The organism is Winslowiella iniecta (assembly GCF_001267535.1).
GTDB classification, from domain to species: Bacteria; Pseudomonadota; Gammaproteobacteria; order Enterobacterales; family Enterobacteriaceae; genus Erwinia; species Erwinia iniecta.
In genome coordinates, this window is the sequence record NZ_JRXE01000027.1 from 30,733 (window position 1) to 57,339 (window position 26,607).

The 26,607-nt window shown below is 53.6% G+C and carries 26 protein-coding genes and 2 pseudogenes; 22 read left to right on the top strand and 6 right to left on the bottom strand.

Features of this window, described 5'->3' with window-relative positions; all coding sequences use genetic code 11:
- The 15 genes from NG42_RS17315 to pqqF form a co-directional block, all read left to right on the top strand.
- A partial coding sequence (locus NG42_RS17315; RefSeq protein ID WP_162231038.1) for a thioesterase domain-containing protein occupies nt 1-2,224 on the top strand: 2,224 nt, incomplete at its 5' end.
- Nucleotides 2,225-2,626: a hypothetical protein gene (locus NG42_RS17320; RefSeq protein WP_052901411.1), complete on the top strand. Its 402-nt coding sequence runs from the start codon at nt 2,225-2,227 to the stop codon at nt 2,624-2,626.
- Between the two features lie 14 nt (nt 2,627-2,640).
- Entirely contained in the window at nt 2,641-4,410 is a 1,770-nt protein-coding gene (locus NG42_RS17325) for an ABC transporter ATP-binding protein (protein ID WP_052901414.1), read from the top strand.
- Entirely contained in the window at nt 4,397-6,121 is a 1,725-nt protein-coding gene (locus tag NG42_RS17330) for an ABC transporter ATP-binding protein (RefSeq protein ID WP_052901417.1), read from the top strand. Before NG42_RS17325 ends, NG42_RS17330 begins: the two co-directional genes overlap by 14 nt.
- Nucleotides 6,118-7,158, top strand: a complete 1,041-nt coding sequence (locus tag NG42_RS17335; protein WP_053115707.1) for an HlyD family secretion protein — start codon at nt 6,118-6,120, stop codon at nt 7,156-7,158. The genes NG42_RS17330 and NG42_RS17335 overlap by 4 nt, the downstream gene beginning before the upstream one ends.
- Nucleotides 7,139-8,641, top strand: a complete 1,503-nt coding sequence (locus NG42_RS17340) for a DHA2 family efflux MFS transporter permease subunit (protein ID WP_052901420.1) — start codon at nt 7,139-7,141, stop codon at nt 8,639-8,641. Before NG42_RS17335 ends, NG42_RS17340 begins: the two co-directional genes overlap by 20 nt.
- Before the next feature lie 295 nt (nt 8,642-8,936).
- Complete coding sequence (locus NG42_RS23900; protein ID WP_082203904.1) at nt 8,937-9,095, top strand: type VI secretion system tube protein Hcp; 159 nt, start codon at nt 8,937-8,939, stop codon at nt 9,093-9,095.
- 107 nt (nt 9,096-9,202) lie between these two features.
- Entirely contained in the window at nt 9,203-9,472 is a 270-nt protein-coding gene (locus NG42_RS17345) for a hypothetical protein (protein ID WP_053115708.1), read from the top strand.
- A 436-nt stretch (nt 9,473-9,908) separates the two neighbouring features.
- A complete protein-coding gene (locus NG42_RS17350; protein WP_052901423.1) occupies nt 9,909-10,949 on the top strand; it encodes a dipeptidase in 1,041 nt (346 codons plus the stop codon).
- Nucleotides 10,950-11,110: 161 nt separating this feature from the next.
- Nucleotides 11,111-11,188, top strand: coding sequence for a pyrroloquinoline quinone precursor peptide PqqA (pqqA, locus tag NG42_RS22195; RefSeq protein ID WP_038328232.1), 78 nt, complete (start codon nt 11,111-11,113; stop codon nt 11,186-11,188).
- 59 nt (nt 11,189-11,247) lie between these two features.
- A complete protein-coding gene (gene pqqB / locus NG42_RS17355) occupies nt 11,248-12,159 on the top strand; it encodes a pyrroloquinoline quinone biosynthesis protein PqqB (RefSeq protein ID WP_052901426.1) in 912 nt (303 codons plus the stop codon).
- 10 nt (nt 12,160-12,169) lie between these two features.
- Nucleotides 12,170-12,934 (top strand): pyrroloquinoline-quinone synthase PqqC, encoded by a 765-nt coding sequence (pqqC, locus tag NG42_RS17360; protein WP_052901428.1) that lies wholly within the window; start codon nt 12,170-12,172, stop codon nt 12,932-12,934.
- Nucleotides 12,935-12,960: 26 nt separating this feature from the next.
- The gene (gene pqqD / locus NG42_RS17365) at nt 12,961-13,218 is read left to right on the top strand and encodes a pyrroloquinoline quinone biosynthesis peptide chaperone PqqD (RefSeq protein ID WP_052901514.1); all 258 of its coding nucleotides are present in this window, start codon (nt 12,961-12,963) and stop codon (nt 13,216-13,218) included.
- Nucleotides 13,205-14,347 carry a pyrroloquinoline quinone biosynthesis protein PqqE gene (gene pqqE, locus NG42_RS17370; protein WP_052901431.1) on the top strand — a complete coding sequence of 381 codons (1,143 nt, stop codon included), beginning with the start codon at nt 13,205-13,207 and terminating at the stop codon, nt 14,345-14,347. The genes pqqD and pqqE overlap by 14 nt, the downstream gene beginning before the upstream one ends.
- The gene (gene pqqF, locus NG42_RS17375) at nt 14,347-16,740 is read left to right on the top strand and encodes a pyrroloquinoline quinone biosynthesis protein PqqF (RefSeq protein ID WP_052901434.1); all 2,394 of its coding nucleotides are present in this window, start codon (nt 14,347-14,349) and stop codon (nt 16,738-16,740) included. Before pqqE ends, pqqF begins: the two co-directional genes overlap by 1 nt.
- A 16-nt stretch (nt 16,741-16,756) precedes the next feature.
- Here the strand turns inward: pqqF and NG42_RS17380 are convergent, their stop codons facing one another.
- Nucleotides 16,757-17,323: a TetR/AcrR family transcriptional regulator gene (locus NG42_RS17380; protein ID WP_052901437.1), complete on the bottom strand. Its 567-nt coding sequence runs from the start codon at nt 17,321-17,323 to the stop codon at nt 16,757-16,759.
- 145 nt (nt 17,324-17,468) lie between these two features.
- On the opposite strand from NG42_RS17380, the gene NG42_RS17385 reads away from it, so the two are divergent.
- Complete coding sequence (locus NG42_RS17385) at nt 17,469-17,852, top strand: hypothetical protein (RefSeq protein ID WP_052901440.1); 384 nt, start codon at nt 17,469-17,471, stop codon at nt 17,850-17,852.
- A gap of 113 nt (nt 17,853-17,965) precedes the next feature.
- On the opposite strand, the gene NG42_RS17390 is transcribed toward NG42_RS17385, so the two are convergent.
- Nucleotides 17,966-18,793: an SDR family oxidoreductase gene (locus NG42_RS17390; protein ID WP_052901443.1), complete on the bottom strand. Its 828-nt coding sequence runs from the start codon at nt 18,791-18,793 to the stop codon at nt 17,966-17,968.
- A gap of 124 nt (nt 18,794-18,917) precedes the next feature.
- Here NG42_RS17390 and NG42_RS17395 point away from each other — a divergent pair, with 124 nt between their 5' ends.
- Together NG42_RS17395 and NG42_RS23600 are read left to right on the top strand one after the other, a co-directional pair.
- Nucleotides 18,918-19,790, top strand: coding sequence for a LysR family transcriptional regulator (locus NG42_RS17395; protein WP_338152348.1), 873 nt, complete (start codon nt 18,918-18,920; stop codon nt 19,788-19,790).
- A gap of 6 nt (nt 19,791-19,796) precedes the next feature.
- Nucleotides 19,797-19,913 (top strand): annotated as a pseudogene (locus tag NG42_RS23600) (RidA family protein); the annotation flags it as partial.
- A gap of 96 nt (nt 19,914-20,009) precedes the next feature.
- Here NG42_RS23600 and NG42_RS17400 read toward each other — a convergent pair.
- Nucleotides 20,010-20,882: pseudogene (locus NG42_RS17400) on the bottom strand (transposase); the annotation flags it as partial.
- A gap of 36 nt (nt 20,883-20,918) precedes the next feature.
- On the opposite strand from NG42_RS17400, the gene NG42_RS17405 reads away from it, so the two are divergent.
- Nucleotides 20,919-21,707: an MFS transporter gene (locus NG42_RS17405; RefSeq protein WP_052901449.1), complete on the top strand. Its 789-nt coding sequence runs from the start codon at nt 20,919-20,921 to the stop codon at nt 21,705-21,707.
- A gap of 311 nt (nt 21,708-22,018) precedes the next feature.
- On the opposite strand, the gene NG42_RS17410 is transcribed toward NG42_RS17405, so the two are convergent.
- Complete coding sequence (locus NG42_RS17410; protein WP_206541911.1) at nt 22,019-22,918, bottom strand: LysR family transcriptional regulator; 900 nt, start codon at nt 22,916-22,918, stop codon at nt 22,019-22,021.
- Nucleotides 22,919-23,034: 116 nt separating this feature from the next.
- Here NG42_RS17410 and NG42_RS17415 point away from each other — a divergent pair, with 116 nt between their 5' ends.
- Genes NG42_RS17415 through NG42_RS17425 form a run of 3 tightly spaced genes read left to right on the top strand, consistent with a single transcriptional unit; the run spans nt 23,035 to nt 24,967 of the window.
- The gene (locus NG42_RS17415; RefSeq protein ID WP_052901454.1) at nt 23,035-23,667 is read left to right on the top strand and encodes a DsbA family protein; all 633 of its coding nucleotides are present in this window, start codon (nt 23,035-23,037) and stop codon (nt 23,665-23,667) included.
- A 54-nt stretch (nt 23,668-23,721) separates the two neighbouring features.
- Entirely contained in the window at nt 23,722-24,573 is an 852-nt protein-coding gene (locus NG42_RS17420; RefSeq protein WP_053115709.1) for an MBL fold metallo-hydrolase, read from the top strand.
- A 4-nt stretch (nt 24,574-24,577) separates the two neighbouring features.
- Entirely contained in the window at nt 24,578-24,967 is a 390-nt protein-coding gene (locus tag NG42_RS17425) for a nuclear transport factor 2 family protein (protein WP_052901457.1), read from the top strand.
- Between the two features lie 195 nt (nt 24,968-25,162).
- Here NG42_RS17425 and NG42_RS23905 read toward each other — a convergent pair whose 3' ends face one another.
- Complete coding sequence (locus NG42_RS23905; protein ID WP_420911315.1) at nt 25,163-25,396, bottom strand: alpha/beta hydrolase family protein; 234 nt, start codon at nt 25,394-25,396, stop codon at nt 25,163-25,165.
- A gap of 237 nt (nt 25,397-25,633) precedes the next feature.
- Nucleotides 25,634-26,542, bottom strand: coding sequence for a LysR family transcriptional regulator (locus tag NG42_RS17430; protein ID WP_052901460.1), 909 nt, complete (start codon nt 26,540-26,542; stop codon nt 25,634-25,636).
- Nucleotides 26,543-26,607 lie beyond the last annotated feature (65 nt).

Genomic DNA, 26,607 nt, shown 5'->3' on the forward strand with positions numbered 1-26,607 from the left:
TGAGTCGCTGGCACCGCTGATGATGGCGCAAATCTTACAGCAGCTCGATTTTTGTCAGCCGCAGGGCTGGACAATCCCCGCGCGACTGCAACAGCTGGGGATCGACCCGCGTTTTACCCGGCTGTTGACGCGCTGGCACGTTATTTTGCATCAGGAAGGCGTACTGCAATTGCAGCAGGATCGCTGGCAGCTCAGTGACTGCGCCGCGAATGCGCGGACACTGGCGCAGCGCCTTGATGATGGTCAACACCGTTTGCGGCAATTCCTCAGCTGGCTTGAGGATGGGCAGCTGTTTGCTGACTGGCTGTTTGCCAGCGGCGAGGCGATTGAAGCGGTACTGAAACAGCCGCAGCTGGCGAGTACGTTGCTGTTCCCGGAGGGCGACAGCCGTGCCTCTGAGGCGCTGTATCAGCGCAATATTATTGCCGATTATCTCGGCGCGATTGCCGCCCGGCTGTTAACGCCGTTGCTGAGCGATCATGCCGCGCCACAGGTGATGGAGATCGGTGCCGGTATCGGCGGACTGACCGCCAGCACCTTACCGGCGTTCAACGAGCTGGCGACGGCCGGTGAATATCATCATACCGATGTCAGCCCATGGTTCTCTCACTATGCCGAACAGCATTTTGGCCACTATGCGCCGCTGCGCACCGGGCGTTACGATATCAATCAGCCCGCAGCAAACCAGCGATATGTTGCCCGTTCGATGGACGCGATTCTGGCAGCCAACGTACTGCATAACGCCCATCAGATTGATGCCACGCTGAGTGATATCTGGCAGTTGCTGAAGCCCGGCGGCGCGCTGGTGATGCTGGAAGCCACCGGGGATAAACAACTGCAATGGGTAACCGCCGCGGCGGTGCTGGAGCATGCTGCCGACGGCGGCGACAATCAGGGCGATTCACCGCTACTCAGCGAGTCGCAGTGGCGCGATGCCTTGCAGCGTAATGGCTTTGAGCTGGTTGATGTCTGGCCGCACGCTCACACGCCGATGGCATTTACCGGTCAGCAGCTGTTTGTTGCCCGCCGTCCGTTGCTGGCCATCACGCTGGACGATCTGCATCAGCGCCTCGGCCAGCGCTTACCCGACTATATGCTGCCCGATCATCTGATTAGCGTGGAGAAAATACCGCTCAGCGCCAATGGCAAAATTGACCGCAAAAAACTGCCGGCCATGGCTCAGACCCTTGCGTCACGCGGCAGCATGTTGACGCCGCCGCAAACCGCCAGCGAACAGCGACTGGCGGCGATCTGGTGTGAGCTGTTGCGCATCGGGCAAGTGGGGCGTGAGCAGGAATTCTTTAGCGCCGGTGGTGACAGTCTGTTAGCCACCCGACTGGCCAGCCGTTTGAGCAGTGAATGGGGACGCCGCGTGCCGATTCGGCTGATTTTCACCCATCCGCAACTGCACCAAATGGCGGCTGCGCTGGATGCCAGCAGCCCGTCGGGCCTGCAACTGCCACTGGTCGAGCTTAGCGAGCCACAGGCGCAGCGCCTGATCTGTCTGCATGCCAGCGACGGTTTTACCCATGCCTGGCAACGGCTGGCTGGCGCGGTTGCTCAGCAGTTGCAGTGTATTGGCGTGCAGGCCAGTGGGCTGGTTGACGGCGAAGCACCGATTAGTCAGCTGGATCGTCAGGCCGAACGCGCACTGAATGCTTTGCGCCAGCAGGGAATCAGCGGGCCGTGGCATCTGGCGGGCTGGTCGATGGGCGCTTATCTCGCCATCGAAATGGCGCGTCAGCTGCGGCAAGAGGGCGAGCAGATTGCTTCGTTGATCCTGATTGACCCGACTCCGCAGCAGGCGATGCAGGCGTGTGCCAGCAGCGAGTATGCGCTGTGGCGCTCGATGGCCAATACACAGCAGGCCAGCGAGGTGGCGCAGTTTGATCGGCTGTCGGCGGCAGAAAAACTGGCCTGCTGGCGTCAGGTGCTGCCCGCCGCTGCGCTGCCGGACGATAACGAGCTGCAACGGCTGATTGCGGTGGTCCGCGCCAATGTTGCCGCGATGGTCAGCGCGCCCTGTCAGCCGCTGGATATTCCCGCACAGATTATTACCGCCAGTAAGCGCGCCGCCGACTGGGGCGATGACGCTGAATGTCTGGCTGACTGGTTCAGTCAGCCGCCGCAGCGCCAGCGCATCGCCGACAGTAACCATTTCACCATCATCAACCAGCCGCAGCTGTTTGACGTACTGCAACAGATTACACAAGGAAAAATGTGAATGTCAGAGACCATTATTGATACCCAGGCGTGGCCGCTGGTGCACTATGTGATGCCCGAGCAGGTCGACGACCAGCACGCCGAACAGCATATTGCCGCGTTGCAGGCGGTGCTCGATCGCCAGCAGCCGTTTGTGCTGATTTTCAGCGGCGTCGAGTTACCAAAGAATTCGGCGGGTTTCTTCCGCCGGTATAAAGAGTGGGGCAAGCGTACCCGCGACGCCCAGCAGCGCTGGTGTCGCGGCGCGGTGCGCGTCGAGCCGGATGCGGCCAGGCGCCGTTCTTTCTGGCGTAACGCACTGCGCTACCTCACCAGCCGCACCATTCCTTATCCGTATAAGGTGGTGGCCAATCATCATGAGGCCGAACAACAGGCCCGGCTCTGGTTGCAGGACAACCGTTAATCTGAGGCCCAACCATGTCTTCAACTCAACGCAGTTCGCCGGTGCAGACCTTGCTGGCGCTGGTGAGCGGTGAGAAAAGCGCCTTGATCCGCGCGCTGGTGCTCGCCAGCCTGTCGGTGCTGATGGAGCTGATCCCTTACGGCATACTCTGGCTTGCGGCCAGTCTGGTGCAGCCGGGAATGGCAGTGGGCCACCAGCTGCTGCAACTGGCGGGCTGGCTGGCGCTGGCGTTAGTACTGAAATATCTGCTGCTGTCGCTTGCCGGTTACTTTAGCCATCTTGCCGCCTTTCGCGTGCTGTATCAGGTACGGCTGCGGATTGCGCGAGCGCTGTCGCGCCTGCCGTTAATGCAGCTGGCACCTTACAGCTCCGGCAGTTTACGCAAAATTATTATTAATGATGTCGAGCGGCTGGAGAGCTTTATTGCTCACCACACCGTCGATTTAATCTCGGCGCTCATCAGCCCCTTAACTGCGGCGATTTTTCTGTTCTGGATCGACTGGAAAATGGCGCTGGCAGCGCTGATCACCGTGCCGCTGGCGTTGCTGGCGCAGAAAATCTTCTCACGCGGCATGGCAGAACGCGTGCGCCGTTACCATCAGGCCACGGAACAGCTGAACAGCGCGATTGTCGAGTTTGTGCGCGGTATTCCGGTGATGAAGGCGTTTCGTCAGAGTTCCACTTCTTTCCGGCTGTTAAACGACAGCCTGAAACAGTACCACGCGCTGGTTGAGCAATTTACCCGTCGGGCGGTGCCTTCCTGGTCGGTATTTGTGGTACTGCTGAATGCCAATATTTTTATCCTGCTGCCGCTGGGGATCTGGCGGATCGGCCAGGGCACGCTGACGCTGACCGATCTGGTGCTGGTACTGATGCTCGGCAGTGGCTTGCTGAAGCCACTGCTGCGCGTCACCTTTCTCAGTTCCCTGATGCGTGAAGTGCTGGCCGGTATGGCGCGTATCCAGCCGTTTTTAACCGAACAGCCACCGTCAGCGGCGGTGGTAATGTCGCCCGGCAATCCGCTACGGGCGGAAAATATCAGCTTCGGCTATGAACAACGTCAGGTGATCGGCCAGCTGTCGCTGCAACTGCAACCCGGCGGTTTTTATGCGCTGGTCGGGCCGTCGGGTGCCGGGAAATCGACGCTGGCGTGGCTGCTGGCGGGCTTACTGCCACCCGACAGCGGGGAGATTTATCTCGGCGAGACGCCCTTGTCTCAGCTGGATGATGCCAGCCGCGCCGCGCAGTTCGCGCTGGTCAGTCAGGATGTGTTTCTGTTTAAAGGCACGCTGGCGGATAACCTGCGTATCGGCAATCCGCATGCCAGCCCTGAACAGATTGCGCAGGCGCTGGCTATCGCGCAGGCGGGCGATTTTGTTAATGCGCTGCCGCAGGGCATTGACACGCCGCTGCACGAGCGCGGTTTACGCCTGTCCGGCGGTGAACGGCAGCGTATCGCCATCGCCCGTGCGCTGCTGGCCGACACGCCGATACTGATCCTCGATGAAGCCACCGCGTTCGCCGATGCGTTAACCGAAGCCGCATTTTATCGTCAGTTGCGGCAGGCGCGCCCGGAAACTTGCGTGCTGACCATCGCCCATCGTCTGTTTGCGGTGCAGCAGGCGGATTGTCTGCTGCTGATGGAAAACGGTCAGCTGGTTGCCAGCGGCAGCCATTCACAGTTGCTGGCAGACAATCCACTTTATCAGCGTCTCTGGCATAGCCAGTATCAGCTGCAACACTGGCATATTCGTTCACAGGAGTGCAGCGATGTCGATGCTTAATCAGCTTCGCGCAGCAGGCAGTAAGGGGATTGGTCGTATCAGCTACGGGATTATGCTGCGGATACTGGCGCAAATTTGCGCTATTGCACCGTTTTTTATCGCCTGGCTGGCGTTGCAGCAGGTGGTTTATGGCGAAGGTAGCTGGCCGCACTGGCCGCAGCTGACGCTGGCGCTGCTGGTGTGCTTTATCGGCCAGTTAGTGTTTTCACACTTTGGCCAGCTCGGCTGTTTCCTCGGCAGTTACGACATCATGATGCGCTATCGCAGCGCCGTGGCGGATCATCTGCGCCATATTCCGCTCGGCTACTTTCAGCGGCATCGACTGGGGGAAACCAGCGCGCTACTGACCGATCATATGCGCCGCGTCGAAGAGATCTTCTCCCATCTGCTGCCGGAAGTGATTGTCGGGCTGAGTGCGCCGGTGATTTTTGTCCTGGTGCTGCTGACGGTGAATGTGCCGCTGACGCTGGCGTTGCTCTGTACGCTGCCGTTGGGTCTGCTGCTGCTGTGGCTGATGTCGCGCATGATGCTGCGTGCCACCCGACAGCAGGGTGAGCGTTTTGCGCTGGCTTCCGGGCTGCTGCTGGAGTTTATTGGTGGCATCAAAACCTTACGACTGTTTAACCGTCATCAGCCGATGCTGGATAAACTCGACCACACCTTTGGCGAGATTAAGCAGGCCAGTATGGGGATTGAAGCCTGGGGCGGTGGCGGGGTGCAATTGTTCCGGCTGTGTGCCGAGTCTGGACTGGTTACGCTGTTTATCTGCGCCGGTTATCTGGCGTTAGGTAATGCGCTCGATCCTGCCAGCTGGCTGCTGTTTGTGCTGGTGGCGTTCAAAGTGATCGATCCGCTGCTGGATGCGGCGGCGTATTTCACTCTGATGAGCGTAATGCGTCAGTCGTCGCAGCGGCTGAATGCTTTAATGGCCGAGCCGGTGCAGGCGGAGCACAGCGATCTGCCACTGCCGCTCAGCAATGAGATCGCTTTTGAGCGGGTGAGCTTTGCGTATCAGCAGCAGCCAGTACTGAAAGATATCAGTTTCCGCGTGGCACAAGGCACGGTGACTGCGCTGGTGGGGGCATCGGGTTGCGGAAAAAGCACTATACTCCATCTGCTCGGCCGTTTCCGCGAGGTGCAACAGGGGCAAATTACCCTTGGCGGCAGCGATATTTCTCAGCTCGGCAGCGCGCAACTGTATGAACGGATGGGTTTTGTGTTCCAGGATGTGCAACTGTTTGACGGGTCGGTGTTGGATAATGTGCGCATTGGCCGACCGGATGCCAGCGATGAAGAAGTGATTGCCGCCTGTAAAGCGGCCTGCTGCGAAGAATTTGTCCGGCAGTTGCCGCAGAGCTGGCACACGCCGCTCGGCGAGGGCGCGCAGCGGCTGTCCGGCGGTGAACGGCAGCGGTTGTCGATTGCGCGCATGATGCTGAAAGATCCGGCGGTGATTTTGCTGGATGAAGCCACCGCACTGCTCGATCCGCTGACGCAGTCAGAGATCCAGCTGGCGCTGTCGCGGCTGGCGGTCGGCAAAACGGTACTGATGATCGCGCACCGGCTGCGCACCGTCGAATACGCCGAACAGATTCTGGTGATGGACAGCGGTCAGATTGTTGAACGGGGCAATCATCAGCAGTTACTGGCGCAGCCGGGTATTTATCAACAATTGTGGCAGGCACAGGAAAGTGGAGATACCCAGGGATGAGTGAACTGGCGCAGCAGCAACGTCAGAAAAAACGGCTGTTTAGTGGATTTGCCCTGCTGCTACTGGTGGCGACGCTGGTTGCCATTGGCTGGTGGTGGTTTGTCTGGCGCAGCGTGGAAACCACCGATGATGCGTTTATCGACGGCCATCTGGCGCAGATTTCCGCGCAAATCGCCGGGCGGGTGACGGCAATTGCGGTGCAGGATAATCAGCATGTGCGGCAGGGCGATCTGCTGGTGCAGCTCGACCCGCGCGATCGGCAGATTGCCCTCGATAAAGCGCTGGCGGCGCGGAGCATTACCGAGGCGCGTTTGCAGCAAAATCAGGCGGAGCTGAGCGCGCTGCAAGCCAGTCTCGGTCAGGTCGAAGCCAATGTTCAGCTGGCCGAGGCGGAATATCAGCGCGACCAGAAACAGTATTTACGCTATAAAAATTCCGGTAACGCCGTCAGCCCCAGCGAACTCGATGCGAAAGCGGCCAGCGCCAAGACCAGCGCGGCGTCACTGCTGGCACAACAAAAGAGTATCAACTACAGCAAGGCGCAGCTGATGAAAGCGCGCGCGGCACTGGCAGAAAACCGGGCAACATTGCAGCAGGATGAGGCGGAAATCGCCAATGCCCGGTTGCTACTCAGCTATACACGGATTACCGCGCCAGCGGATGGCTATGTCACCAAACGCAGCGTGGAGCTGGGCAACACCATCAGCGCCGCCGGGGTATTGATGTATCTGGTCGATAATCATGTCTGGGTGACGGCTAATTTTAAAGAGAATCAGCTGGCAGCGATGCGTCCCGGCCAGACAGTTGAAGTCAGCGTCGATGCCTGGCCGCAGCAGCGTTTTCAGGGGCGGGTTGACAGTATCCAGCGCGCCACCGGCGCGGTTTTCAGCTTGCTGCCCGCAGAAAATGCCACCGGCAATTACGTCAAAATTGTCCAGCGCGTGCCGGTAAAAATCGTCTTTACTGACGATGCCATCAGCCGATTCCCGCTGGCACCGGGGATGTCCGTGGTGCCGTATGTCAACATTCAACCCTGAGTTACCGCGTTCGGCGGCAGGGCGGCACAACCCCTGGCTGGTGGCGATAGTGGCGTCGATTGCCACCTTTATGGAAGTACTGGATACCACCGTCGCCAGTGTGTCCCTCTACCATATCGCCGCCAGTATGGGCGTCAGCTATAACGAGTCGCTGTGGGTCATCACCAGCTATATGGTGGCGAATGCGCTGATCCTGCCGGTCAGCGGCTGGCTGGCGAATACGCTGGGTCGCAAGCGCTACTATATGATTAGCGTGGCGCTGTTTACGCTGGCCTCGTTGCTTTGCAGCATTGCGCCGACGCTGGAGTGGCTGATTGTGGCGCGGGTGTTGCAGGGGATTGGCGGCGGCGGTCTGGCACCGGTCGAGCAATCGATTCTCGTCGACTCCTTTAGTGAGAAAAAACGCCCGCAGGCGTTTGCACTGTATGGCGTGACGGTACTGGTCGCGCCGGCGATCGGCCCGCTGGTCGGCGGCTGGCTGACCGACGCGCTCAGCTGGCACTGGGTGTTTCTGATCAATGTGCCGGTTGGCCTGCTGTCGCTGCTGCTGTGTTACTACCTGATTGATGAACCGCCGTTGCTGGTTGAGGAGCGCAAACGGCGGCTGGCCAGCGGTATTCGTATCGATTATATCGGACTGCTGCTGATTATCATCGGCTTCAGCGCACTGCAACTGTGCCTCGATCGCTTTGATCTGTATGACGGTTTTGATTCACACTTTATTATTGTCACGGCGGTGATTGCCGGGGTTTGCCTGAGTTTTCTGCCGCTGTGGGAGTGGTTTCATCCGCTGCCGATGCTGGATGTAAAGCTGTTTAAGCACGCTAATTTCGCCATCGGTTCGCTGCTGATGTTTCTGATCGGCCTGTTGGTGGTCAGCACCACCCAGCTGCTGCCGCAGATGACGCAAGAACTGATGGGTTACGATGCCTGGACCGCCGGGTTAACCCTTGGCACCGGTGGCCTGTTTATTATGCTGGCAATGATGGTAACTGGGGCGATCGCCAGTAAAGTCACGGCGCAGCGGTATCTGGTGGTACTGGGACTGGCGCTGACGGCGTTTTCCATGTGGTATTTCAGCCAGCTGTCGCTGCAAATCGATTTTTCTACGCTGATGTGGGCGCGGGCATTGCAGATGATTGGCCTGCCGCTGATTTTAATTCCGGTTGCGGCACTCTCTTATCGCGGTTTAGCTGCGGATAAAAGTAACGAAGCCTCGGCGATATCCACGCTATTACGCAACTTAGGCGGCAGTATCGGTATAGCCTGGGTGGTCAATCTGCTGCATCAGCGCACTCATCTGCACTATGAACGGTTAGGTGAGCATGTTACTGAAAGCAGTGTCTCGTCGCTTAACCTCACTTCAGTGGCTGAGGCGCTGTATCAGCAGGCACGGATTATCAGTTATCTGGATATTTACTGGATTATGGCGATGGTGGCGTTAGCGCTGGTGTTGTTGCCATTGTTGTTCAGGGAGAAGTGAGTGAATAACAGATATAATAACTAAAGCCGTTAATATCATCTCAGGATAAAAAGGGTTATTAACATTAATTTTCCGCTAAAATAGAAAGGATCTGCGCAGATTTTAAGTTTTTAGCCCAGCCTCTCTTTTTGAAATTTTTAGAAAAAGCTAAATGATTTCATAAGATGTTTCACACGTTATATGTTGTAAATTGAGTGTTGGTAATTTTTCATAATTGTGATCGGTGATTATTATTGGTACTGTCACTTTGAGGTATAATCGTTGCTAACGGAGAGTCAGTAAAGAAGGCAAGGGAATGAGTGATTTATTTCTGAGAGTGCATAATGTCAGAGGCGAGTCCAAAGATTTTAATCATATGGGTTGGATTCAGATAAACTCATACAGCTGGGGGGTTCAACGATCCAGCAGACGCTATCTGCTGGTCAGTACGCAATTTAGTTTTGAGATAGACTGAATTATTCATATGTTAATTATTCCTTTATTAAACACATTTCGAATTGTATCTTTTTTGCTCAGCCCTGTATATAATCTTACTTGAAATAAGATGTTGAGGAGGGTGGAATGTTAGTATTAAAAAAGATAGCTGTATTTTTATCTTTGTTTGTTTTTTTCTTTTTATATATACCTGAATTTTTATTCTGGGGACTTTCCACTGATGATTTTTATGCTCTGATTGACTTCTTTAACATACTTCCGATGAGATCCTTTGATGCGATGTTTTTTGAACTTGCATTCTTCGCGTTTATTCTCGCCGGTGTATTTACGAAAGTAGTATTTAAGATTGCGCCCAAATTGATAGCGAAATGGCGACAGAAATCAACTGTACAGTGAAGCTCAGCCTCGATGAGGAGTTAACCATTTACTTAGAACAACGATTTTTGCACCTCAACGCTATAATATTGCGTTTGTTTAAGGTGTAACTTCTCCCGTTGGTTGGTCAAAAGATATCTCTCCATGCAGATTCTTACTCGTGATGCTGCTCAGAAGGTATTCCAGTGTGAACTCGGTTACGCGAGCAGGTAACATTACGTTTCTGCTGTCTTTGACATCACGCTCCACAATGCCGTCGGTGCTCAAGTTGGTGGCTGTTATTGTTACATCCGGAAGCCCTACAATTGAGTTTGCCACCAGACCCTATCCGACGGCGATATCCCCTCCACCAGAAAAGCAGCACTTTTTTACGCATCACCGCGCTGATATTGGAGTATTATCGGTTTATGATATTTTGCCGCGACAAAAAAGTACGCGGCATCAGCTAATTAACGATATGACTGATACGCCAATTTCCACTCCCATCTTTGATGGCCATAACGATCTGCTGTTGCGCTTATGGCTGAATGACGCGCCGGATCCGGTGGCGCTGTTCCTCGATCACACACTTGACGGGCATCTTGACCTGAAACGGATGCGGCAGGGCGGTTTTGCCGGTGGTCTGTTTGCCGTGTTTATTCCGCCCGCATCCTATATGCCGCAGCTTAAACCCAACGCCGCGCCACAACCGCACGATGCGTTAGCCATTACCCATGCGCAAATCGCACTGTTGCAGCGCATCGAGAGCCAGTCCGCTGGCCGGGCGAAAATCTGCCGCAGCGCGGCGGAAATTGAAGCCTGTATTGAACAGCGCGTGCTGGCAATGGTGCTGCATATTGAAGGGGCAGAGGCGATAGACGGCTCGCTTAGCCAGCTTGATGCGTTATATCAGGCCGGTTTGCGCAGTATCGGGCCGCTGTGGAATTTACCTAATCAGTTTGGCGTTGGCGTGACCGGCGATTTTCCCGGCTCGCCGGACAGCGGTGATGGCCTGACTGACGCTGGTCTGGCGCTATTGCGCGCCTGTAACCAGAAAAAGATGGTGATCGATCTGTCGCATATGAATGAGAAGGCTTTCTGGCAAACTGCGCAGTACAGTGATGCACCGCTGGTCGCCACCCATTCAAATGTTCATGCACTTTGTCCGCAGCCACGTAACCTGACTGATAAACAACTGGCGGCAATTGCCGAGAGTAACGGTTTTGTCGGCGTCAATTTTGGCAACGCTTTTCTGCGTGCCGACGGCAAGCGCGATAAGAGTACCGCGCTGGGGGAGATTGTCCGACACCTGGATTACCTGCTGGAGAAACTGGGTGCAGACGGCGTCGGCTTTGGTTCCGACTTCGATGGTATCTCGGTGCCGGATGCGCTCGGTGACGTCAGCGGTTTGCCGTTACTGATCGAAGCGATGTCTGCCGCCGGTTACAGCCGCGCACTGACCGAAAAAATCGCCTGGCGCAATTGGTTAGACGTATTAAAGAGAAGCTGGGGCGAGTAAGCCACGGCCTGCTATATCCCTGCTGCTTACAGGGTTGATATCGTGCGGCTTCAGGCGCAACATCTGCGCCGCGAAATTTCCGATACTTGACAATAAGCATCCTGGCTGCCGCAATGTATTTGGCAGTATATTTAAACTGTGAACACCAAGAGGAGTGAATAATGACTACGTGGACTAAACCTAAATTTGTTGATTTACGTCTGGGCTTAGAAGTTACGCTGTATATCTCTAACCGCTAAACCCTTATGCCCGCAGCATGCTGTGGGCATTTTTCTTTTCATTTCCTCCGGTGTTACACATGCAGATTAACGTTCTTGGTTCCGCGGCGGGCGGTGGTTTCCCTCAGTGGAACTGCAACTGTAATAACTGTCAGGGCGTGCGCAACGGCACCATGAAGACGTCCGCACGCACCCAGTCTTCGATTGCTATCAGCGATGACGGCACCGACTGGGTGTTATGCAACGCCTCGCCGGATATTTGTCATCAGATTGCTGCGACGCCGTCACTGATTAAACATGGCGTGCTGCGCGGGACGGCGATTGGTTCGATCATTCTGACCGACAGCCAGATTGACCACAGCGCTGGCTTACTCAATCTGCGCGAAGGCTGCCCGCATCAGGTGTGGTGTACGCCGGAAGTGCATCAGGATCTGACCACCGGTTTCCCGGTGTTTACCATGCTTTCACACTGGAATGGCGGTCTGGTGCATCATGAGATGCAGCCAAATAAACCGTTTTCGGTTGCCGTTTGCCCGGCGCTGAAATTTACCGCGATTCCGATTTTAAGTAACGCGCCACCGTATTCCGAATACCGTGGAAAACCGCTGCCTGGCCACAATGTTGCGCTGTTTATTGAAGACACCCGCAGCGGCAAGACGCTGATGTACGCGCCAGGTCTCGGCGAGCCAGACGATGCGCTGCTTGGCTGGCTAAAACGTGCCGATTGTCTGCTGATTGATGGCACCCTGTGGCGCGACAACGAGCTGGCTAATACCGGCGTCGGACGCAATACCGGCAAGGATATGGGCCACCTGGCGCTGGCCGAAAAGCAGGGGCTGATGGCACTGCTGTCGTCGCTCCCCGCGGAGCGCAAGATCCTTATCCATATCAATAATACCAACCCGATCCTTGATGAATCCTCTGCTGAACGGCAGGCACTGACTGAAAGCGGTATTGAAGTCAGCTGGGATGGTATGCGTATCGAACTTTAGGTGAATCACCATGAATGCAAATAATCCCGCTCAGCCGATGACCCCGCAGCAATTCGAGCAGGCGCTGCGCGATAAGGGTGCTTATTATCATATTCATCACCCTTACCATATTGCGATGCATAACGGTCAGGCGACGCGCGAGCAGATCCAGGGTTGGGTAGCTAACCGTTTTTACTACCAGACCAGTATTCCGCTGAAAGACGCGGCGATTATGGCGAACTGCCCGGATCCGCAAACCCGGCGTAAATGGGTTCAGCGTATTCTCGATCACGACGGATATGGCGACAGTGAAGGCGGTATTGAAGCCTGGCTGCGCCTCGGTGAAGCGGTCGGACTGGATCGTGAGGTGCTGCTGTCGCAAGAGCGGGTGCTGCCTGGCGTGCGCTTTGCCGTGGATGCCTACGTTAACTTTGCCCGCCGTGCGGGCTGGCAGGAAGCGGCCTGTAGCTCGCTGACCGAACTGTTTGCGCCGCAAATTCATCAGTCGCGTCTCGACAGCTGGCCACAGCACTATCAGTGGATCGAAGCTGAAGGCTATGATTACTTTCGTGGCCGCCTGAGCCAGGCCAACCGTGACGTTGAGCATGGTCTGCAACTGGCGCTGGAATATTGTGACACTGTAGAGAAGCAGCAGCGGATGCTGGAAATTTTGCAGTTTAAACTGGATATCCTGTGGAGCATGCTGGATGCGATGACCATGGCCTATGAACTTAACCGCCCGCCGTATCACAGCGTGACGCAGCAGGCGGTCTGGCATCGGGGACGACTGCTGTGATTGAGATTAACCCGGATCAACTGCCGATGTTCCGTCGCGGTTTTCGCCTGCAATGGGAACCGACGCAGGATTGCCATGTGATCCTCTATCCTGAAGGGATGGCGAAACTGAATGAGAGCGCCGCAGTCATTTTGCAGCTGGTTGATGGCAAGCGGGCGCTTTCAGGAATCATTGCTGAACTGAATGGCCGCTTCCCGGAAGCCGGTGGTGTCGATGACGATGTGCTTGAGTTTTTTGCTCAGGCGTATGAACAGAAGTGGATAATTTTCCGTGAACCTGCTTAAACCTCAGGTCAATCCGCCGCTGTGGCTGCTGGCGGAGCTGACTTACCGTTGCCCGTTGCAGTGTCCGTACTGCTCGAACCCGCTGGATTTTGCTAAGCAGGAGCAGGAGCTGACCACTGCCCAGTGGATCAAGGTGTTTGAGCAGGCGCGGGAGATGGGCGCGGTTCAGCTCGGCTTCTCCGGCGGTGAGCCGCTGGTGCGTAAAGACCTGCCGGAACTGATTCGCGCGGCGCGTGATCTCGGCTTCTATACCAATCTGATCACCTCAGGAATTGGCCTGACCGAGAAGAAAATCGATGCGTTTGCCGATGCCGGACTCGATCATATTCAGATCAGTTTTCAGGCCAGCGATGAAACACTGAATGCGGCGCTGGCTGGATCGGCGAAAGCTTTCCAGCAGAAACTGGCGATGGCCAAAGCGGTGAAAGCCCATGGCTATCCGATGGTGCTGAATTTTGTGCTGCACCGCCATAATATCGACCAGATCGACCGCATTATTGAGCTGAGCATTGAGCTGGAAGCCGATGATGTCGAGCTGGCGACCTGCCAGTTCTACGGCTGGGCGCAGCTGAATCGCGAAGGTTTACTGCCGACCCGCGAACAGATTGCCCGCGCCGAACAGGTGGTGCATCACTACCGTGAAAAGATGGCTGATAAAGGCAACCTGGCCAATCTGCTGTTTGTCACGCCTGACTATTATGAAGAGCGGCCCAAAGGCTGTATGGGCGGCTGGGGCGCGATTTTTCTTAGCGTGACGCCGGAAGGGATGGCGCTGCCGTGCCACAGCGCGCGTCAGCTACCGGTGGAGTTCCCGTCGGTGCTGGAGCACTCGCTACAGCATATCTGGTATGAGTCCTTCGGCTTTAACAAATATCGCGGCTTTGACTGGATGCCGGAGCCTTGTCGCTCCTGTTCGGAAAAAGAGAAAGACTTTGGTGGCTGCCGCTGTCAGGCGTTTATGCTGACCGGCAATGCGGATAATGCCGACCCGGTCTGCGGTAAATCCCCGCACCATGGCAAAATCCTCGCGGCGCGTGAACAGGCTAACTGCACCAATATGCAGATCAGTGAATTGCAGTTCCGCAACCGCGCTAACTCGCAGCTGATCTACCGCGGTCAGCCATCCTGATGCAGCAACTGCTGACGCTGAGCAATGGTGTACGGGTCAGACTGATTCATGATCCGTCCGCCTCGCGCGCGGCAGCACTGGTGCAACTGGCGGCCGGAAGCCATCATGAGCCACCGCAGTGGCCGGGACTTGCCCATCTGCTGGAGCATGTGGTGTTTACCGGCAGCGCCCACTATCAGGGTGATGATCGCCTGATGAGCTGGGCGCAGGCGCAGGGGGCGCGACTCAATGCCACCACGCTGCCGACCACCACCGCCTGGTTTTTTGATCTTCGCGCCGCACAGCTCGGGCAAGGGCTGGCGCGACTGACGGATATGCTGGCGCAACCGCTGTTTGCCCGCGAGGCTATCGAGCAAGAAGTGGCGGTGATTGATGCTGAATATCAGCTGTTATCCACCCATGCCGACACGTTGCGTGACGCGGCATTAAGTCTGGCATTTGACGCGCCGGCGGCTTTACAGCATTTTCACGTCGGCGATGCTGTGCACTTTGGCACGGATTTCACGGCCTTACAGCAGGCGCTGCGTGACTATCATCAGCGCTATTTTCACGCGGCTAATCTGACGCTATGGCTTCAGGGGCCGCAATCCCTTAGCGAACTGGCGGCGCTGGCTGAACGCTATGCCACGCAGTTCCGGCCAGCCAGCACGGTGGCAGCTTTACCCGCGGCGCTGGCTCTGCAACCGGCGCGACACTTCGCTTTACAGCTTGCTGATACCCCGCGCTTACGTTTTTCCTTTCCGCTGGCGGATGCGCCGTCGCTGACCCTGCTGCGTCAGCTGGTCACGGATAAAGCGGCTGGCAGTTTGCTGGCGGTGCTCGGTGAGCGCGGATATGCTGATGATGCGCAACTGTTAGTGCCTTATCGCAGCGAGAATGGCAGCGTAGTCAGCATTGAGTTTCAGCTTACGGCGGCGGATACCTCGCTGTGCGCCGCGGTAGAAAGTCTGTTTTGCCACTGGCTGCGCCAGTTAACAATATTAACTGAGCCGCAACGTGAGCATTACGCTGCCCTGGCGCAGCAGCAGTTTCACCGTCTTTCACCCGTCGATCAGCTGCGTGAACGCGCCTTTGGTTTTTCGCCGGTCGCGCAGTGTGATGAGGCAAACTGGCAGCGGCTGCTGGCGCAGTTAACCGCCAGTAATATGACCCGACTGCGGGTTGCGCCGCAGCTGGATGCTGAGCAGCAACGGGTGCAGGGCTTCCCGCTGTCGCTGACGGTCACGCAGTGGTCAGCTACGATGGCGAAGAGCAGTTTGCCACAATGGCATTTTTATCCATGGGCAACTGGCCGCGCATTGCCTGCTTTGCCGCAGCAACAGTGCTATTTACCCCATATTGATCCGGACCAGCACAACGGCGTGTTGATGCTTAGCCCGGCAGTGGGAAGCACACTGCCGGCGCGCTGGGGGCATATTATCCAGTCCAGCCTGCGGGCAATAATTGCACAGTGCGCCCATGCTGGCGGCAGCCTGAGTTTTAGCCCGCGTCAGGGGCAGTGGTTATTACAGCTTACCGGCAACCATCAGGTGCTGTTGCACACGCTGGATGCGCTGCTGACACAGTTGCAGACGATTCCTGCCAGTTTGCGGGCGCAGGGCGAGCGGAACTTTGCCCGTCAGCAGCAGCAGTGGCGTTCAGATATTGCGGTGCGCTGTTTGCTGAATCAGCTACCGCAGCTGATCGGCGGTGAAGCGGGGCGGCAATCAGCTGAATCCAGCCTGCCGCGTTTACCGTGGTGCGCCACGCTGTACGGCGGTGATAAAGCACTTCAGCAGGCGGTGTCCCGCTTGCTGACGCGTTTTCCTGGCGATATCAATGCTGAGTTGCCGCCAGCGGCTGCGCCGTTGCCGCAGCAACCCGCTTATTGTTTACCGACCGACAGTCAGGATGCGGCAGTGGTGCTGTTTTGTCCGCTGGTCGAACAAACCGCTGCGTGTCTTGCCGCCTGGCGCATACTGGCACTGCTGTTCGAACCGCGTATCTTCCAGCAGTTACGCGTGGAAAAAAACCTTGGCTATGTGGTCAGCTGTCGTTTTATGTCGGTCGCGGGCGAGCATGGCCTGCTGTTTGCCGTGCAGTCACCAACTCATAATCTGGCGTCGATAACTGCGCATATCCAGCACTTTATCAGCCAGATGCCGCAGGTGATCGCCACTCTGGAGGCGCCAGACTTCGCCGAAAAATGTGCACTGCTGACGGAAAGCCTGCATTCATCGCATCAGGATCGACTGGAGCAGTGTGGCGAACGGTGGCTGGATCAGCAGAGCTTTGCGCCAGCGCTGACGCAGCAGGCAATTTCCCGGCTGACTATGGATAATCTGCTGAATTATTGCCAGCGTCTGGTGAAGGAGCAAGCGCGTTGGTGGATGCTGAATAATCATCCACGTTGACAGTGGAAAAAGCGGTTTATGCTTTACCCGACATAATTGTGTTCAGCTCCTGCTCACATTCTCTGAGGTGATACGAAAACCGGCACTGGGACGGGTCATTAAGCCATTTTTTTAAGGCAAGACGCCAGAAAGTGATCCCGATTGCTGCAACCATATTGGCATCAGAGGGAGCTAACCCACGCTGAGTCAACGCTGTCGCGATAGCGTCACTAAATTCGAGCATCTTCATCAACTCTCTTTCCTGAAACTCGATATGGGAATCAATTATCTCGTGGCGAGCAATTAAACAAAGTCGATTTTCATCAAAAAAGATCCCCGCCTTTTCAAGTGCACTCATAACCATTTCCAGAGGTTTAACATCACCAGCGCACGCGATGGATTGGGTAATTTCACACTGGATTTCACTTGCGCGCCAGAAAAGCACTTCAGGCTTATCAGCGAAGTAACGGAAAAAAGTCCGTTCCGTCAGCCCTGCAGCTGCAGCGATCTGAGACACTGTTGTTCCGCTGTAGCCAGACTGGTGGAAAAGTTCCATTGCCGCCTTACCAAAGCGTTCCCGGGCATTTTCAGCCTTGCGCACCATAATTCACCTTGAACATTGTCAGTGACTGACAATGAGTCTATATTGACAGACAGTGACAGTAAAAAATGACGGGGAAAAGTTCAACCAAATCCCGTCAATTCTTAAACTCTGACGGTTTATAGTCAGTCTTTCGACGGAGGCTACGATGCCGAGTGTTCTCATTATTGGTTACGATCCGGAATTCGTGGATTTTAATGATCCTGGACCGCCGCAGGGTTTGAATAAAGACATGATATGGGCAGGTGCTGAAAAAAGTCTTCAGTTGATTACCGGGCATGGCTGGAAAGCGGTGCAATGTATGGTTCGCCCTGATGAATCTGCGGTGAATGATATCGAGCGGGCGCTTTCACGTGACACCTGGAGCTGTATAGTCATTGGTGGTGGCGTCCGCATGTCTCAGAACAGCGTTCCCGTTTTTGAAGCGATCCTTGACACGATTCGCAGGGTTGCGCCGGATACGCCCATTGCATTTAATGCAAAACCAGACGGCAGTCTTGAAGCCGCTCAGCGCTGGATTAAAACGTCCTGATGCTTGTCGCTGATTATGCATCGGAAGAGATGAGAGATCGCCGTGCACAGTGTTGTTGTCGAAAACATCCGGCGAATATGACCGCGACGCCGGATGGGCAGGGGGTTAAGCTGTTAGCTTCTGTCCGTCGAGCAGGCTATTGTCTCCAGAGACTCCAACATTGTAAGTCTCGCCTGTAGTGCTTTTTTTATATTGGCAAATGCAGTGCTTCCCAGCGGTAATCTGAAAGGAGGCTGTTTTTCAATCGCACAGTTAATCATCATCTCAACGGTCTTATCGGCGTCACCGTTAATTTCAAACTCGCCAGAACTCACTGCCTTCCTCATTCTGCCGGATGCCGTATTGCCATAGCAAGGCAGCGCCGTGGCCTGGTCCAGGCCGGCGGCAAAACCTGTTGCCGTAGGCCCTGGTTCGGCAATAATAAAGTCGATAGCAAACTCTGCAACCTCCTGCGATACGGCCTCGATAAACCCTTCAATTCCCCACTTTGACGCGTGGTAAAGACTGAAGTTTGGATACGCGATTTGTCCGCCTTCTGAAGAGACCTGCAAAATACGTCCTCCCCCCTGGCGACGCAAAAAGGGCAGAACAGCGCGGATAAGTTGGATAGAACCGGTCAGATTGGTAGCAAGCTGGCGCCCGATCTGCTGATCATCCAGTTCCTCTGCCGCACCAAATAAACCATATCCGGCATTACTGACGACAACGTCAATCCGGCCTGCCCATGCGAACGCCTCAGAGACGGTGGTGCGAAGAGTATCGGTATCGGTCATTTCGATCGGCAGGACTTTCAGATGAGTAACGTACCGCTTTTGTAATTCACGAAGTTTGTCAGGCTGACGCAATGCAGCGATGACACGTTCACCTTTGTGGAGCAGTTTCTCTGTCATCAGACGTCCCAGACCTGATGATGCTCCGGTAATTAGCCATGTTTTGTTCATCTTTTACTCCTCGCTAAATGTATGGCTAAGCTTAAGGAGCGATTACTGTTAAGTTAATACCCAATAAATTTCGTGAGTTAGTGAAAAAAGGACAGCAATGAAAAGACCTTCCTGGAATGAGCTGATGATATTCATCACAGTGGCAGAGCAGAAAAGCTTCCGAAAAGCTGCCGATTTACTGGGAATGAAGCCTTCAGCACTCAGTCATTCTCTGAAAGGGCTGGAGGCACAGCTACAGGTGGCGCTTTTCTTCCGCACCACCCGTAGCGTTTCATTAACAGAGGCGGGTAAACAGTTTTACGTGCGGGTACTGCCTTTGATGCAGGAGATGGATGATGTGATTGGCAGCGTGACGGCGATGGGGGACATGCCGGGAGGCACACTGCGCCTGAATGGCAGCGATGCCGCCCTGAGCCTGCTGATAGACGAGGTGCTCCCGGTTTTTATGCGTCAGTATCCTGCTATTGAGCTGGACTTGCGCGTCGATAACACACTCAGTGATATTGTCGGAGAGGGCTATGATGCAGGTATAAGACTGTATGAAGATATTCCACAGGATATGGTTGCCGTCAGGCTCAGCAAAAAAATACGGTTTCTGACAGTAGCCTCCGTTGACTATCTTCAGGGCGCACCCGAATTGTCCGTTCCGCAGCATCTTTTTCATCATCGTTGTATTCGTCAGCGACTTCCCGGAGGAAAACGCTATGCATGGGAATTTACAAAAGATGATGAGGCCCTGTCACTGGATGTTCCCGGCACGCTGACGCTTAACAACAGTCGTTTAATGGTTGAAGCGGCCTGTAAGGGGCAGGGCGTGGTGTATGTGCCTGAGCTTTACGCCCGTCCCCATATTGATGCCGGTGTGCTGGTTAGCGTACTTGAGGACTGGAGCGTATCGTCATCCGGTTTATTTCTTTATTTTCCCCATAACCGGCATCTTTCTGGTGCGATGAAAGCGTTTCTGGAGACAGTCAGAGGCTCGCTTAAGGTGGAATAACTGCCGCAGGAAATCTTTCCGCAGGAGCCCTGTCCAAACTGGACGGCAGTGGGAGTAACCTGGCTTGCAGGTTTCGACTTTGAAATTAAAGTGATTGCCCGGATTCCTGAAAGCAGGCTTTAAGCTGTCTGGCACGTGTCCATAAGTCGTTAACCGAAGGTGGCAAGCCGGGCTGGGGGTTCGAGGTCCAATAATGTAAAAACCACGCTAATAAGTTAATTAATTGTTTGTATTGAAATTTAATGGCCTTAACTCGCCCTTCAAAATATCTTCTGGTAACGAAAACGTATAATGCCCCAGCATATTTATATGGCCGTGTATCAGCGGCGATAATCTTGCCAGGTGCTCTTCCTCAGGAGTTTCCCCCGATTTGCGAAGATGTGACAACGCCTCCTGCATGTAAAGTGTATTCCACAGCACAATCGCATTGGTTACCAGGCCCAGAGCACCCAGTTGATCTTCCTGACCTTCACGGTAGCGTTTTCTAATCTCACCACGTTGTCCGTAGCAAATGGCTCGAGCCACTGCATGGCGTCCTTCTCCCTGGTTGAACTGAGTGAGTATCCGACGCCGGTAATCCTCATCATCGATATAGTTGAGAAGATACAGAGTCTTGTTGACCCGGCCCACTTCCATAATCGCCTGAGCCAGACCAGATGGTCGGCTACTTCTCAACAGTGAACGAATAAGCTCTGATGCATGGATGGTCCCAAGCTTCAGTGAACCCGCCATTCGCATCATTTCATCCCATTGGGATTCTATTTTTGAAAGTTCAACACATCCCCGGGCCAGCTCATTCAGGGCACCATAATGGGCCATTTTATCCGCCCGCCAGAATATCGCCCCACCTGCATCGGCCAGACGAGGGGAAAACTGGTAGCCTAGTAACCAGAACAGGCCAAAAATGATATCGCTGGATCCTGCCGTGTCCGTCATAATTTCTACCGGATTCAGCCCGGTCTGCTGCTCCAGAAGCCCTTCCAGTACAAAGATGGAATCACGAAGCGTACCGGGAACGACAACGCCATGGAAACCGGAGTACTGATCTGAGACGAAGTTGTACCAGGTGATACCGCGCCCTGAACCAAAGTAGTAAGTAATACTGCGGCACTGACGGCTTCTGCCTCGTTGATCCTTGGACAGGCTATTGGCCCATTAATAACGGGGGAAATCGTGCATCGCGGTTTTTATGCACTTAAGGCTCCCTACGTAATTCTTTTTATTCTGGTTACAGCTTCAGTATTTGCGATCAGGGGCAGTCGTCTGGTGATTAACAGGCAGAGTACGCCCATAACCGGTGAAAGGAAAAATGTCAAAGCTCAAGGTCATAAGGCGCTCTCTTTCCGGGACGTCATCGTCTGCTGCATGGCCATATTTCTTTCATGGGCGATGGCGTCCACATTTATGTCCCAGGGGCCCACCCTCGCCCGCACCTACTTCAATGTCACCAGCGTGCAGCTGGTAAGCTATTCGCTGTCGATATTCCTGCTGGTTGCAGGTATCACCCAGATAGTGATGAGAAAAAAACACCATTATTCATCGCTGAAAATCGGAATTGTTACCCAACTTGCTGCGGTTTTGCTCGTCCTCTGCAGTGTATACACAACGGATCCCTTCCTTCTTTTCATAGCCGTGATGCTCGAAGGATTCGCCTATGGGGCAATACTGGTCGGTGCCGCCACTATCGTTAATGTGGTCGCCAGACAGAGTCAGCGGCACCACCTGATAAACCTTCTTTACATTGTGGGATACGTGGGTAACTGGTTGCCGTTTTCGCTGAGTGTGATGATGGATCATTTCTCACAGGAAACAGCTCTGAATGCCTATCTTTTTTTGTGCAGTGTTTTAAGTACGTGTATTACTTTATCGGCGTATTTCGCGGGAAGGGGGCAGCCAAAATCATGGGTTGGAGCATAAAATACTAAATAACATACACGGAAAAAATAATCATCCTGGCCCATCTATGCATGATGGCCGGAAATTGAATGCGAAAAATTCAAACGTAAACTCAATATTAAAGGAAAATAAAGATGTTATTATGAATGCTAATTTCCCGGAAATCGACCACGCCGTCTGAGGAAGACTCCTCCCTTACGAGCGCTCAGCCTTGATGACCTGGTATTGCCATCTTCGTGGAAGAAAACACGTCTACGTTTGCTGAAATTGCCACGATGACCGGTATGCTACGTATTCCTGAATCAAAGCTGGCATGCAAAAGATAAGCACAATCAGCGCTGTTTATCTTTTTCCATCAATATGTTTAAAAATGAGCGTACCTTTGTCGGGCGAAATCGAGATGCGGGAAAAACTGCATGAATCTCCCCTGAAGGTAGTTCCCATTCCGGGAGCACCTGAATTAAGCGGCCAGAAATAAGATCATCACTGACAACGTAATCCGGCAACACAGAGATGCCTGCACCTTCTCTCACCGCTTCACGGACCGCCAGTGTGTTATTAATGAATATCGAGGGCTGAACGTTGACACTTTGTTGACCCGATCCATTCAGCGTGAAATGCCACTGAGAAGGTTTACGCAGAGCTGTATTGGCTATAAAAGGCAGTGGTTTGATATGTTGTGGTTTATTAATTTTTTCTACCTGCGGCTGCATATTGCGCGGGGCTACCAGCAGCTGCCGGAAGTGCCCGATTTTCCTTGCCTGCAACAGTGAGTCATCTAACCAGCCCACACGGATGGCTATTTCTATATCTTTGTCTACGATATCAAACTTGTTATCACTTATCACGGCATCAACTTTGCAGTCTGGATAGCGCTGACTGAATGCCGTGATAGCTGGAACGACGACGCTGATCCCATAGTCAAAAGGGGCTGTCAGCCTCAATGTCCCAGAGGGCTCAGCCACCAGTGCGTCTAACTCTGCAAATGCTTCCTCTGTTTCACGTAGAATAGATGCACAGTGCTCATAAAAGACTTTTCCCGCATCCGTTAAGCGAATGGTACGAGTAGTACGGATAAGAAGAGTCGTGTTCAACTCCTCTTCAAGACGCGCGACCTGATGACTTACTACCGCTTTAGTTATACCCAAACGCTCTGCAGCTGCAGTAAATGAGCCAGCCTCAACCACGGAGACAAAGTAGGCAAGGCGTCTGATATTTCCCAGTTTTCTCACTATCGCATTCCAATTGTATGTTTTAAGGTGACAGGCTGTTTACCATGGATGCATTTAACATCCAATAAAAGTTTTCTATGATGAGTTGCTTTTAAAAATAGGGGGCACCTGTGAACATGACTCTTAATTACTTATTCGATCCGCTTTGCGGTTGGTGCTACGGCGCGTCACCTGTGCTTACTGAACTAAATGACATTCCGGGCATTAAACTTAAGTTCATGCCAACCGGCCTGTTTTCAGATGCCGGTGCACGTCCCATGAATAATGAATTTGCTGCTTTTGCGTGGGAAAACGACCAGCGAATTTCTAATATCACCGGGCAGCCTTTTTCCGAGATTTATCGCGAAAAAGTTCTTCATGGCCAGCAGAAAAAATTTGACAGTGGTTCAGCCACGCTTGCGATTACTGCAGTATCACTTTCAAACCCTTCGCGGGAAATTGAAGCGCTGAAAGCAATACAACGCGCCCGTTATGTTGAGGGGCTTGACGTCACGTCATTGTCGGTTCTTGCGGGTGTGTTAAGTTCTCAGGGGCTGGAAAATGCAGCGAAGAAAGTGTTGGATCCCGCAGCAGACTTGCTCGAAGCAAACCATACTCGTACTGAGCGTGCGAAACGATTAATGCGGGAATTTGGCGCACGCGGTGTTCCCACTTTTATTGCCGAATCCGGCTCAAAGCGCTGGATGCTAAACTCAAGCGTTTTGTTTTCAAACCCTCATGAATGGGTACGTCAGTTAGTGGATTCATAACGTCTGGTGATAGCAATTCTCACCTAATTACCACTTTAATAGAAGGCGAAAAATATGATGACACTGCAAACCAACGTCCCTGATGCAGGGAAGGACATTGCCCTGAGTTGGACACATTTTCCTGCCGGCGAGCACGGTTTTTATCGCTCGCCAGTGCTGATAACGGGCGATAAGGAAGCCGTACTTATTGACGGTGGTTTTACGCTCACCGATGGCAGACTGCTGGCAGAGGCTATCCACAAAACAGGTAAAAAGCTGACCACTATCTATATTAGCCAAAGCGACCCTGATTACTACTTTAGCCTCGGTCCGGTAAGAGCAGCCTTTCCGGAAGCTCGTGTCGTTGCCGCATCGTCGACAATCGACGCTATTAAGAAAAGTGTTGATAAGAAACTGGCAGTGTGGGGCCCACAACTCCAGGACAACGGTCCGCAAACGTTGTCAGACATCGTTATGCCCGAGGTATTTGACGAGGATGCGTTATCTCTCGAAGGCCACGCCCTCGAAATCATCAATGCTGATGGCCTCGCTAACCGTCGTTATCTCTGGGTACCTTCGCTTAACGCCATTTTTGGCGGGGTGCTGGTGTTCTCTGGTGCCCATGTTTGGACCGCCGACACTCAGGGTCCAGAGGGTCGCGCACTTTGGATAAAAAATCTGGACACTATGGCATCCAGACATCCCACTACGGTCGTCGCAGGGCATATGTTACCTGAGGGTGCTACAGATATTTCAGCAATAACCTATACCCGCGACTATCTTCTGGCTTTTGAGAACGAGCTTAGTCTGGCCGGCGACAGTAACGAACTGATTGCAGCCATGACAAAACGTTATCCTGAAGCTGGCATGAGTGTCGCTTTACAAATTGGTGCAAAAGTCGCCAAGGGCGAAATGAGTTGGGGATAGAATAATGAAGAGTAATGTGGAAATTATACGCGCGACGTACGAAGGTACATCAGAAGAAAATGCAAAGAACCTGCTTGCTGTCCTGTCCCCCAATGCGACATGGACTGAAGCGGCTGGGTTCCCCTATGCAGGTACTTACATCGGTGCAGAAGAGATAATCGCTAACGTATTCCAGAGACTGGCAACTGAGTGGACAGACTATCAGGCAAAGACTCATACGTTTCTTGCAGACGATAACTATGTTGCTGCTTTTGGGATTTACTCCGGCGTTTATAAAAAAACCGGCAAGGCGATGACGGCATCATTTGCGCACCTTTATCGCCTTGAGGATGGAAAAATTATGACCATGGAACAGTATGTCGATAGCGCGTCGGTCATGTCGGCGTTAGCATAAAGTTAACGCCGCCTGACAGGTCTCTACACACTTGTAGTGGTTTACTGAATTTGGTCAGCATCAATTGTGGGCAGTTTCAGTAAACCACTACAACTGCAATCTGACTATGCCAAAACATTCTTTAGCCATAGGCTCAAATCATGGAGTTCATCATTACTTACTGTGTGTCCAACAGGATAGGTCTTCCATATAGCATCATGCCCTGCATTTTGCAGAGTATTCCGTGCCGTCATTGCCAGCCCGGGTAATACGATGTCGTCTGGCCATAAAGACAGGTGTTATTCGATGTGTATTATGCTGCTCAGTTGAAGAAGCAGAGGCAAGAGGCAAATAGCCAGACATATCAAAAATACCGGCCAGACGATGTCTGAAACGGCTCCCTGTCATCAGGGATAACGCGCTGCCCTGAGAGAGTCCTCCAATGACAATCCTGTTTCATACCGCGCGAATTTCGCGGTGTATCAGACTCTCATAATATCCCATCATATTACGCAGTCCTTTTCGTCTTACGAACGAGAAAAATCAGAATGACGTTAATCGTACCAGGCCGGTCTGTACTGTCCCCGGCCTGCGATAATGCTTGAATTGTTAGAGCTTTAACGACCAGCGCTTCTGGATCGAGATTTTCTGGATCAAGTTAAAAATAATGAGGTTATTATTAGAGCATTATTCCCAGGGTAATCCTTGCTCCCAGCTTTCAACCAGTAAGTCGATAAAGGCGCGAATTCGCGGTGATAAATGTCGTTTACTGGGATAAATGAGCCGAATAGGTTCCGAAGGGAAAGGAAACTCCTCAAGCACGGGTATTAATTTACCGCTACGCAAATCCTCCCCTAGCAAATAGGTCGGTAAGTGAACGATACCAAATCCTGAAATTGCAGATGCCCGCATGGCTTCGGAACTGTCGAGGTTTAGCCGCCCGGGTCCTTCATACACAAAAGTACCTTCCGGAGTCGCAAACCGCCAGCTGCGCCTCTTTTCTGCACTCAGAAGAAAAATAGTGTCATGCCTGATTAAGTCTGCGGGCGTTTCTGGAACGCCCCGTGAGGACAAATATTCGGGAGATGCACAAGTGACAATGTGCTGCGAAGCAATCGTTCGGGTAAGCATACGCGAGTCATCGCGGGGTTCACCGATGCGAATGGCAATATCAAAGCCTTCTTCAATAAGATCAACAAACCTGTCGCTAAAGGACACCTCCGCACGAAGTTCCGGCCACTTTTTCAGATAAACATCCAGAATGGGAAGGATATGGCGCTGCCCAAAAGAAAGCGGAGCACTCAGCCGGAGAGTCCCCGTTGGCTTCCCCCTGCGCATGGCCATGGCGGCATCGACCTCTTCCAGGTCATCCAGTATCTGTCGGCAACGGTCGAACATGACCCTCCCTTCATCAGTCAGACTCAGACTCCGGGTGGTGCGGTTAAGGAGACGAACACCCATACGCGTTTCGAGCCTGACAATACTCTTGCCAATGGCAGAACGAGTGAGCCCGAGGGAACCCGCTGCGTGGGTGTAACTCCCGGCTTTTACAGCCGCGACGAATGCGGCGATATCACCGATGCTATTGATCTCCATGATTTATTTATCTCCTTTAATACGGGCTTTAACGTACCCTGATACGGGAAGCACATTCCCTAAAT

Coding starts and splice junctions, on each gene's coding strand:
- NG42_RS17320 (WP_052901411.1), top strand. CDS start 2,225: ATGTCAGAGACCATTATTGATACCCAGGCGTGGCCGCTGGTGCACTAT.
- NG42_RS17325 (WP_052901414.1), top strand. CDS start 2,641: ATGTCTTCAACTCAACGCAGTTCGCCGGTGCAGACCTTGCTGGCGCTG.
- NG42_RS17330 (WP_052901417.1), top strand. CDS start 4,397: ATGTCGATGCTTAATCAGCTTCGCGCAGCAGGCAGTAAGGGGATTGGT.
- NG42_RS17335 (WP_053115707.1), top strand. CDS start 6,118: ATGAGTGAACTGGCGCAGCAGCAACGTCAGAAAAAACGGCTGTTTAGT.
- NG42_RS17340 (WP_052901420.1), top strand. CDS start 7,139: ATGTCAACATTCAACCCTGAGTTACCGCGTTCGGCGGCAGGGCGGCAC.
- NG42_RS23900 (WP_082203904.1), top strand. CDS start 8,937: ATGAGTGATTTATTTCTGAGAGTGCATAATGTCAGAGGCGAGTCCAAA.
- NG42_RS17345 (WP_053115708.1), top strand. CDS start 9,203: ATGTTAGTATTAAAAAAGATAGCTGTATTTTTATCTTTGTTTGTTTTT.
- NG42_RS17350 (WP_052901423.1), top strand. CDS start 9,909: ATGACTGATACGCCAATTTCCACTCCCATCTTTGATGGCCATAACGAT.
- pqqA (WP_038328232.1), top strand. CDS start 11,111: ATGACTACGTGGACTAAACCTAAATTTGTTGATTTACGTCTGGGCTTA.
- pqqB (WP_052901426.1), top strand. CDS start 11,248: ATGCAGATTAACGTTCTTGGTTCCGCGGCGGGCGGTGGTTTCCCTCAG.
- pqqC (WP_052901428.1), top strand. CDS start 12,170: ATGAATGCAAATAATCCCGCTCAGCCGATGACCCCGCAGCAATTCGAG.
- pqqD (WP_052901514.1), top strand. CDS start 12,961: ATGTTCCGTCGCGGTTTTCGCCTGCAATGGGAACCGACGCAGGATTGC.
- pqqF (WP_052901434.1), top strand. CDS start 14,347: ATGCAGCAACTGCTGACGCTGAGCAATGGTGTACGGGTCAGACTGATT.
- NG42_RS17380 (WP_052901437.1), bottom strand. CDS start 17,323: ATGGTGCGCAAGGCTGAAAATGCCCGGGAACGCTTTGGTAAGGCGGCA.
- NG42_RS17385 (WP_052901440.1), top strand. CDS start 17,469: ATGCCGAGTGTTCTCATTATTGGTTACGATCCGGAATTCGTGGATTTT.
- NG42_RS17390 (WP_052901443.1), bottom strand. CDS start 18,793: ATGAACAAAACATGGCTAATTACCGGAGCATCATCAGGTCTGGGACGT.
- NG42_RS17395 (WP_338152348.1), top strand. CDS start 18,918: ATGATATTCATCACAGTGGCAGAGCAGAAAAGCTTCCGAAAAGCTGCC.
- NG42_RS17415 (WP_052901454.1), top strand. CDS start 23,035: ATGACTCTTAATTACTTATTCGATCCGCTTTGCGGTTGGTGCTACGGC.
- NG42_RS17420 (WP_053115709.1), top strand. CDS start 23,722: ATGATGACACTGCAAACCAACGTCCCTGATGCAGGGAAGGACATTGCC.
- NG42_RS17425 (WP_052901457.1), top strand. CDS start 24,578: ATGAAGAGTAATGTGGAAATTATACGCGCGACGTACGAAGGTACATCA.
- NG42_RS17430 (WP_052901460.1), bottom strand. CDS start 26,542: ATGGAGATCAATAGCATCGGTGATATCGCCGCATTCGTCGCGGCTGTA.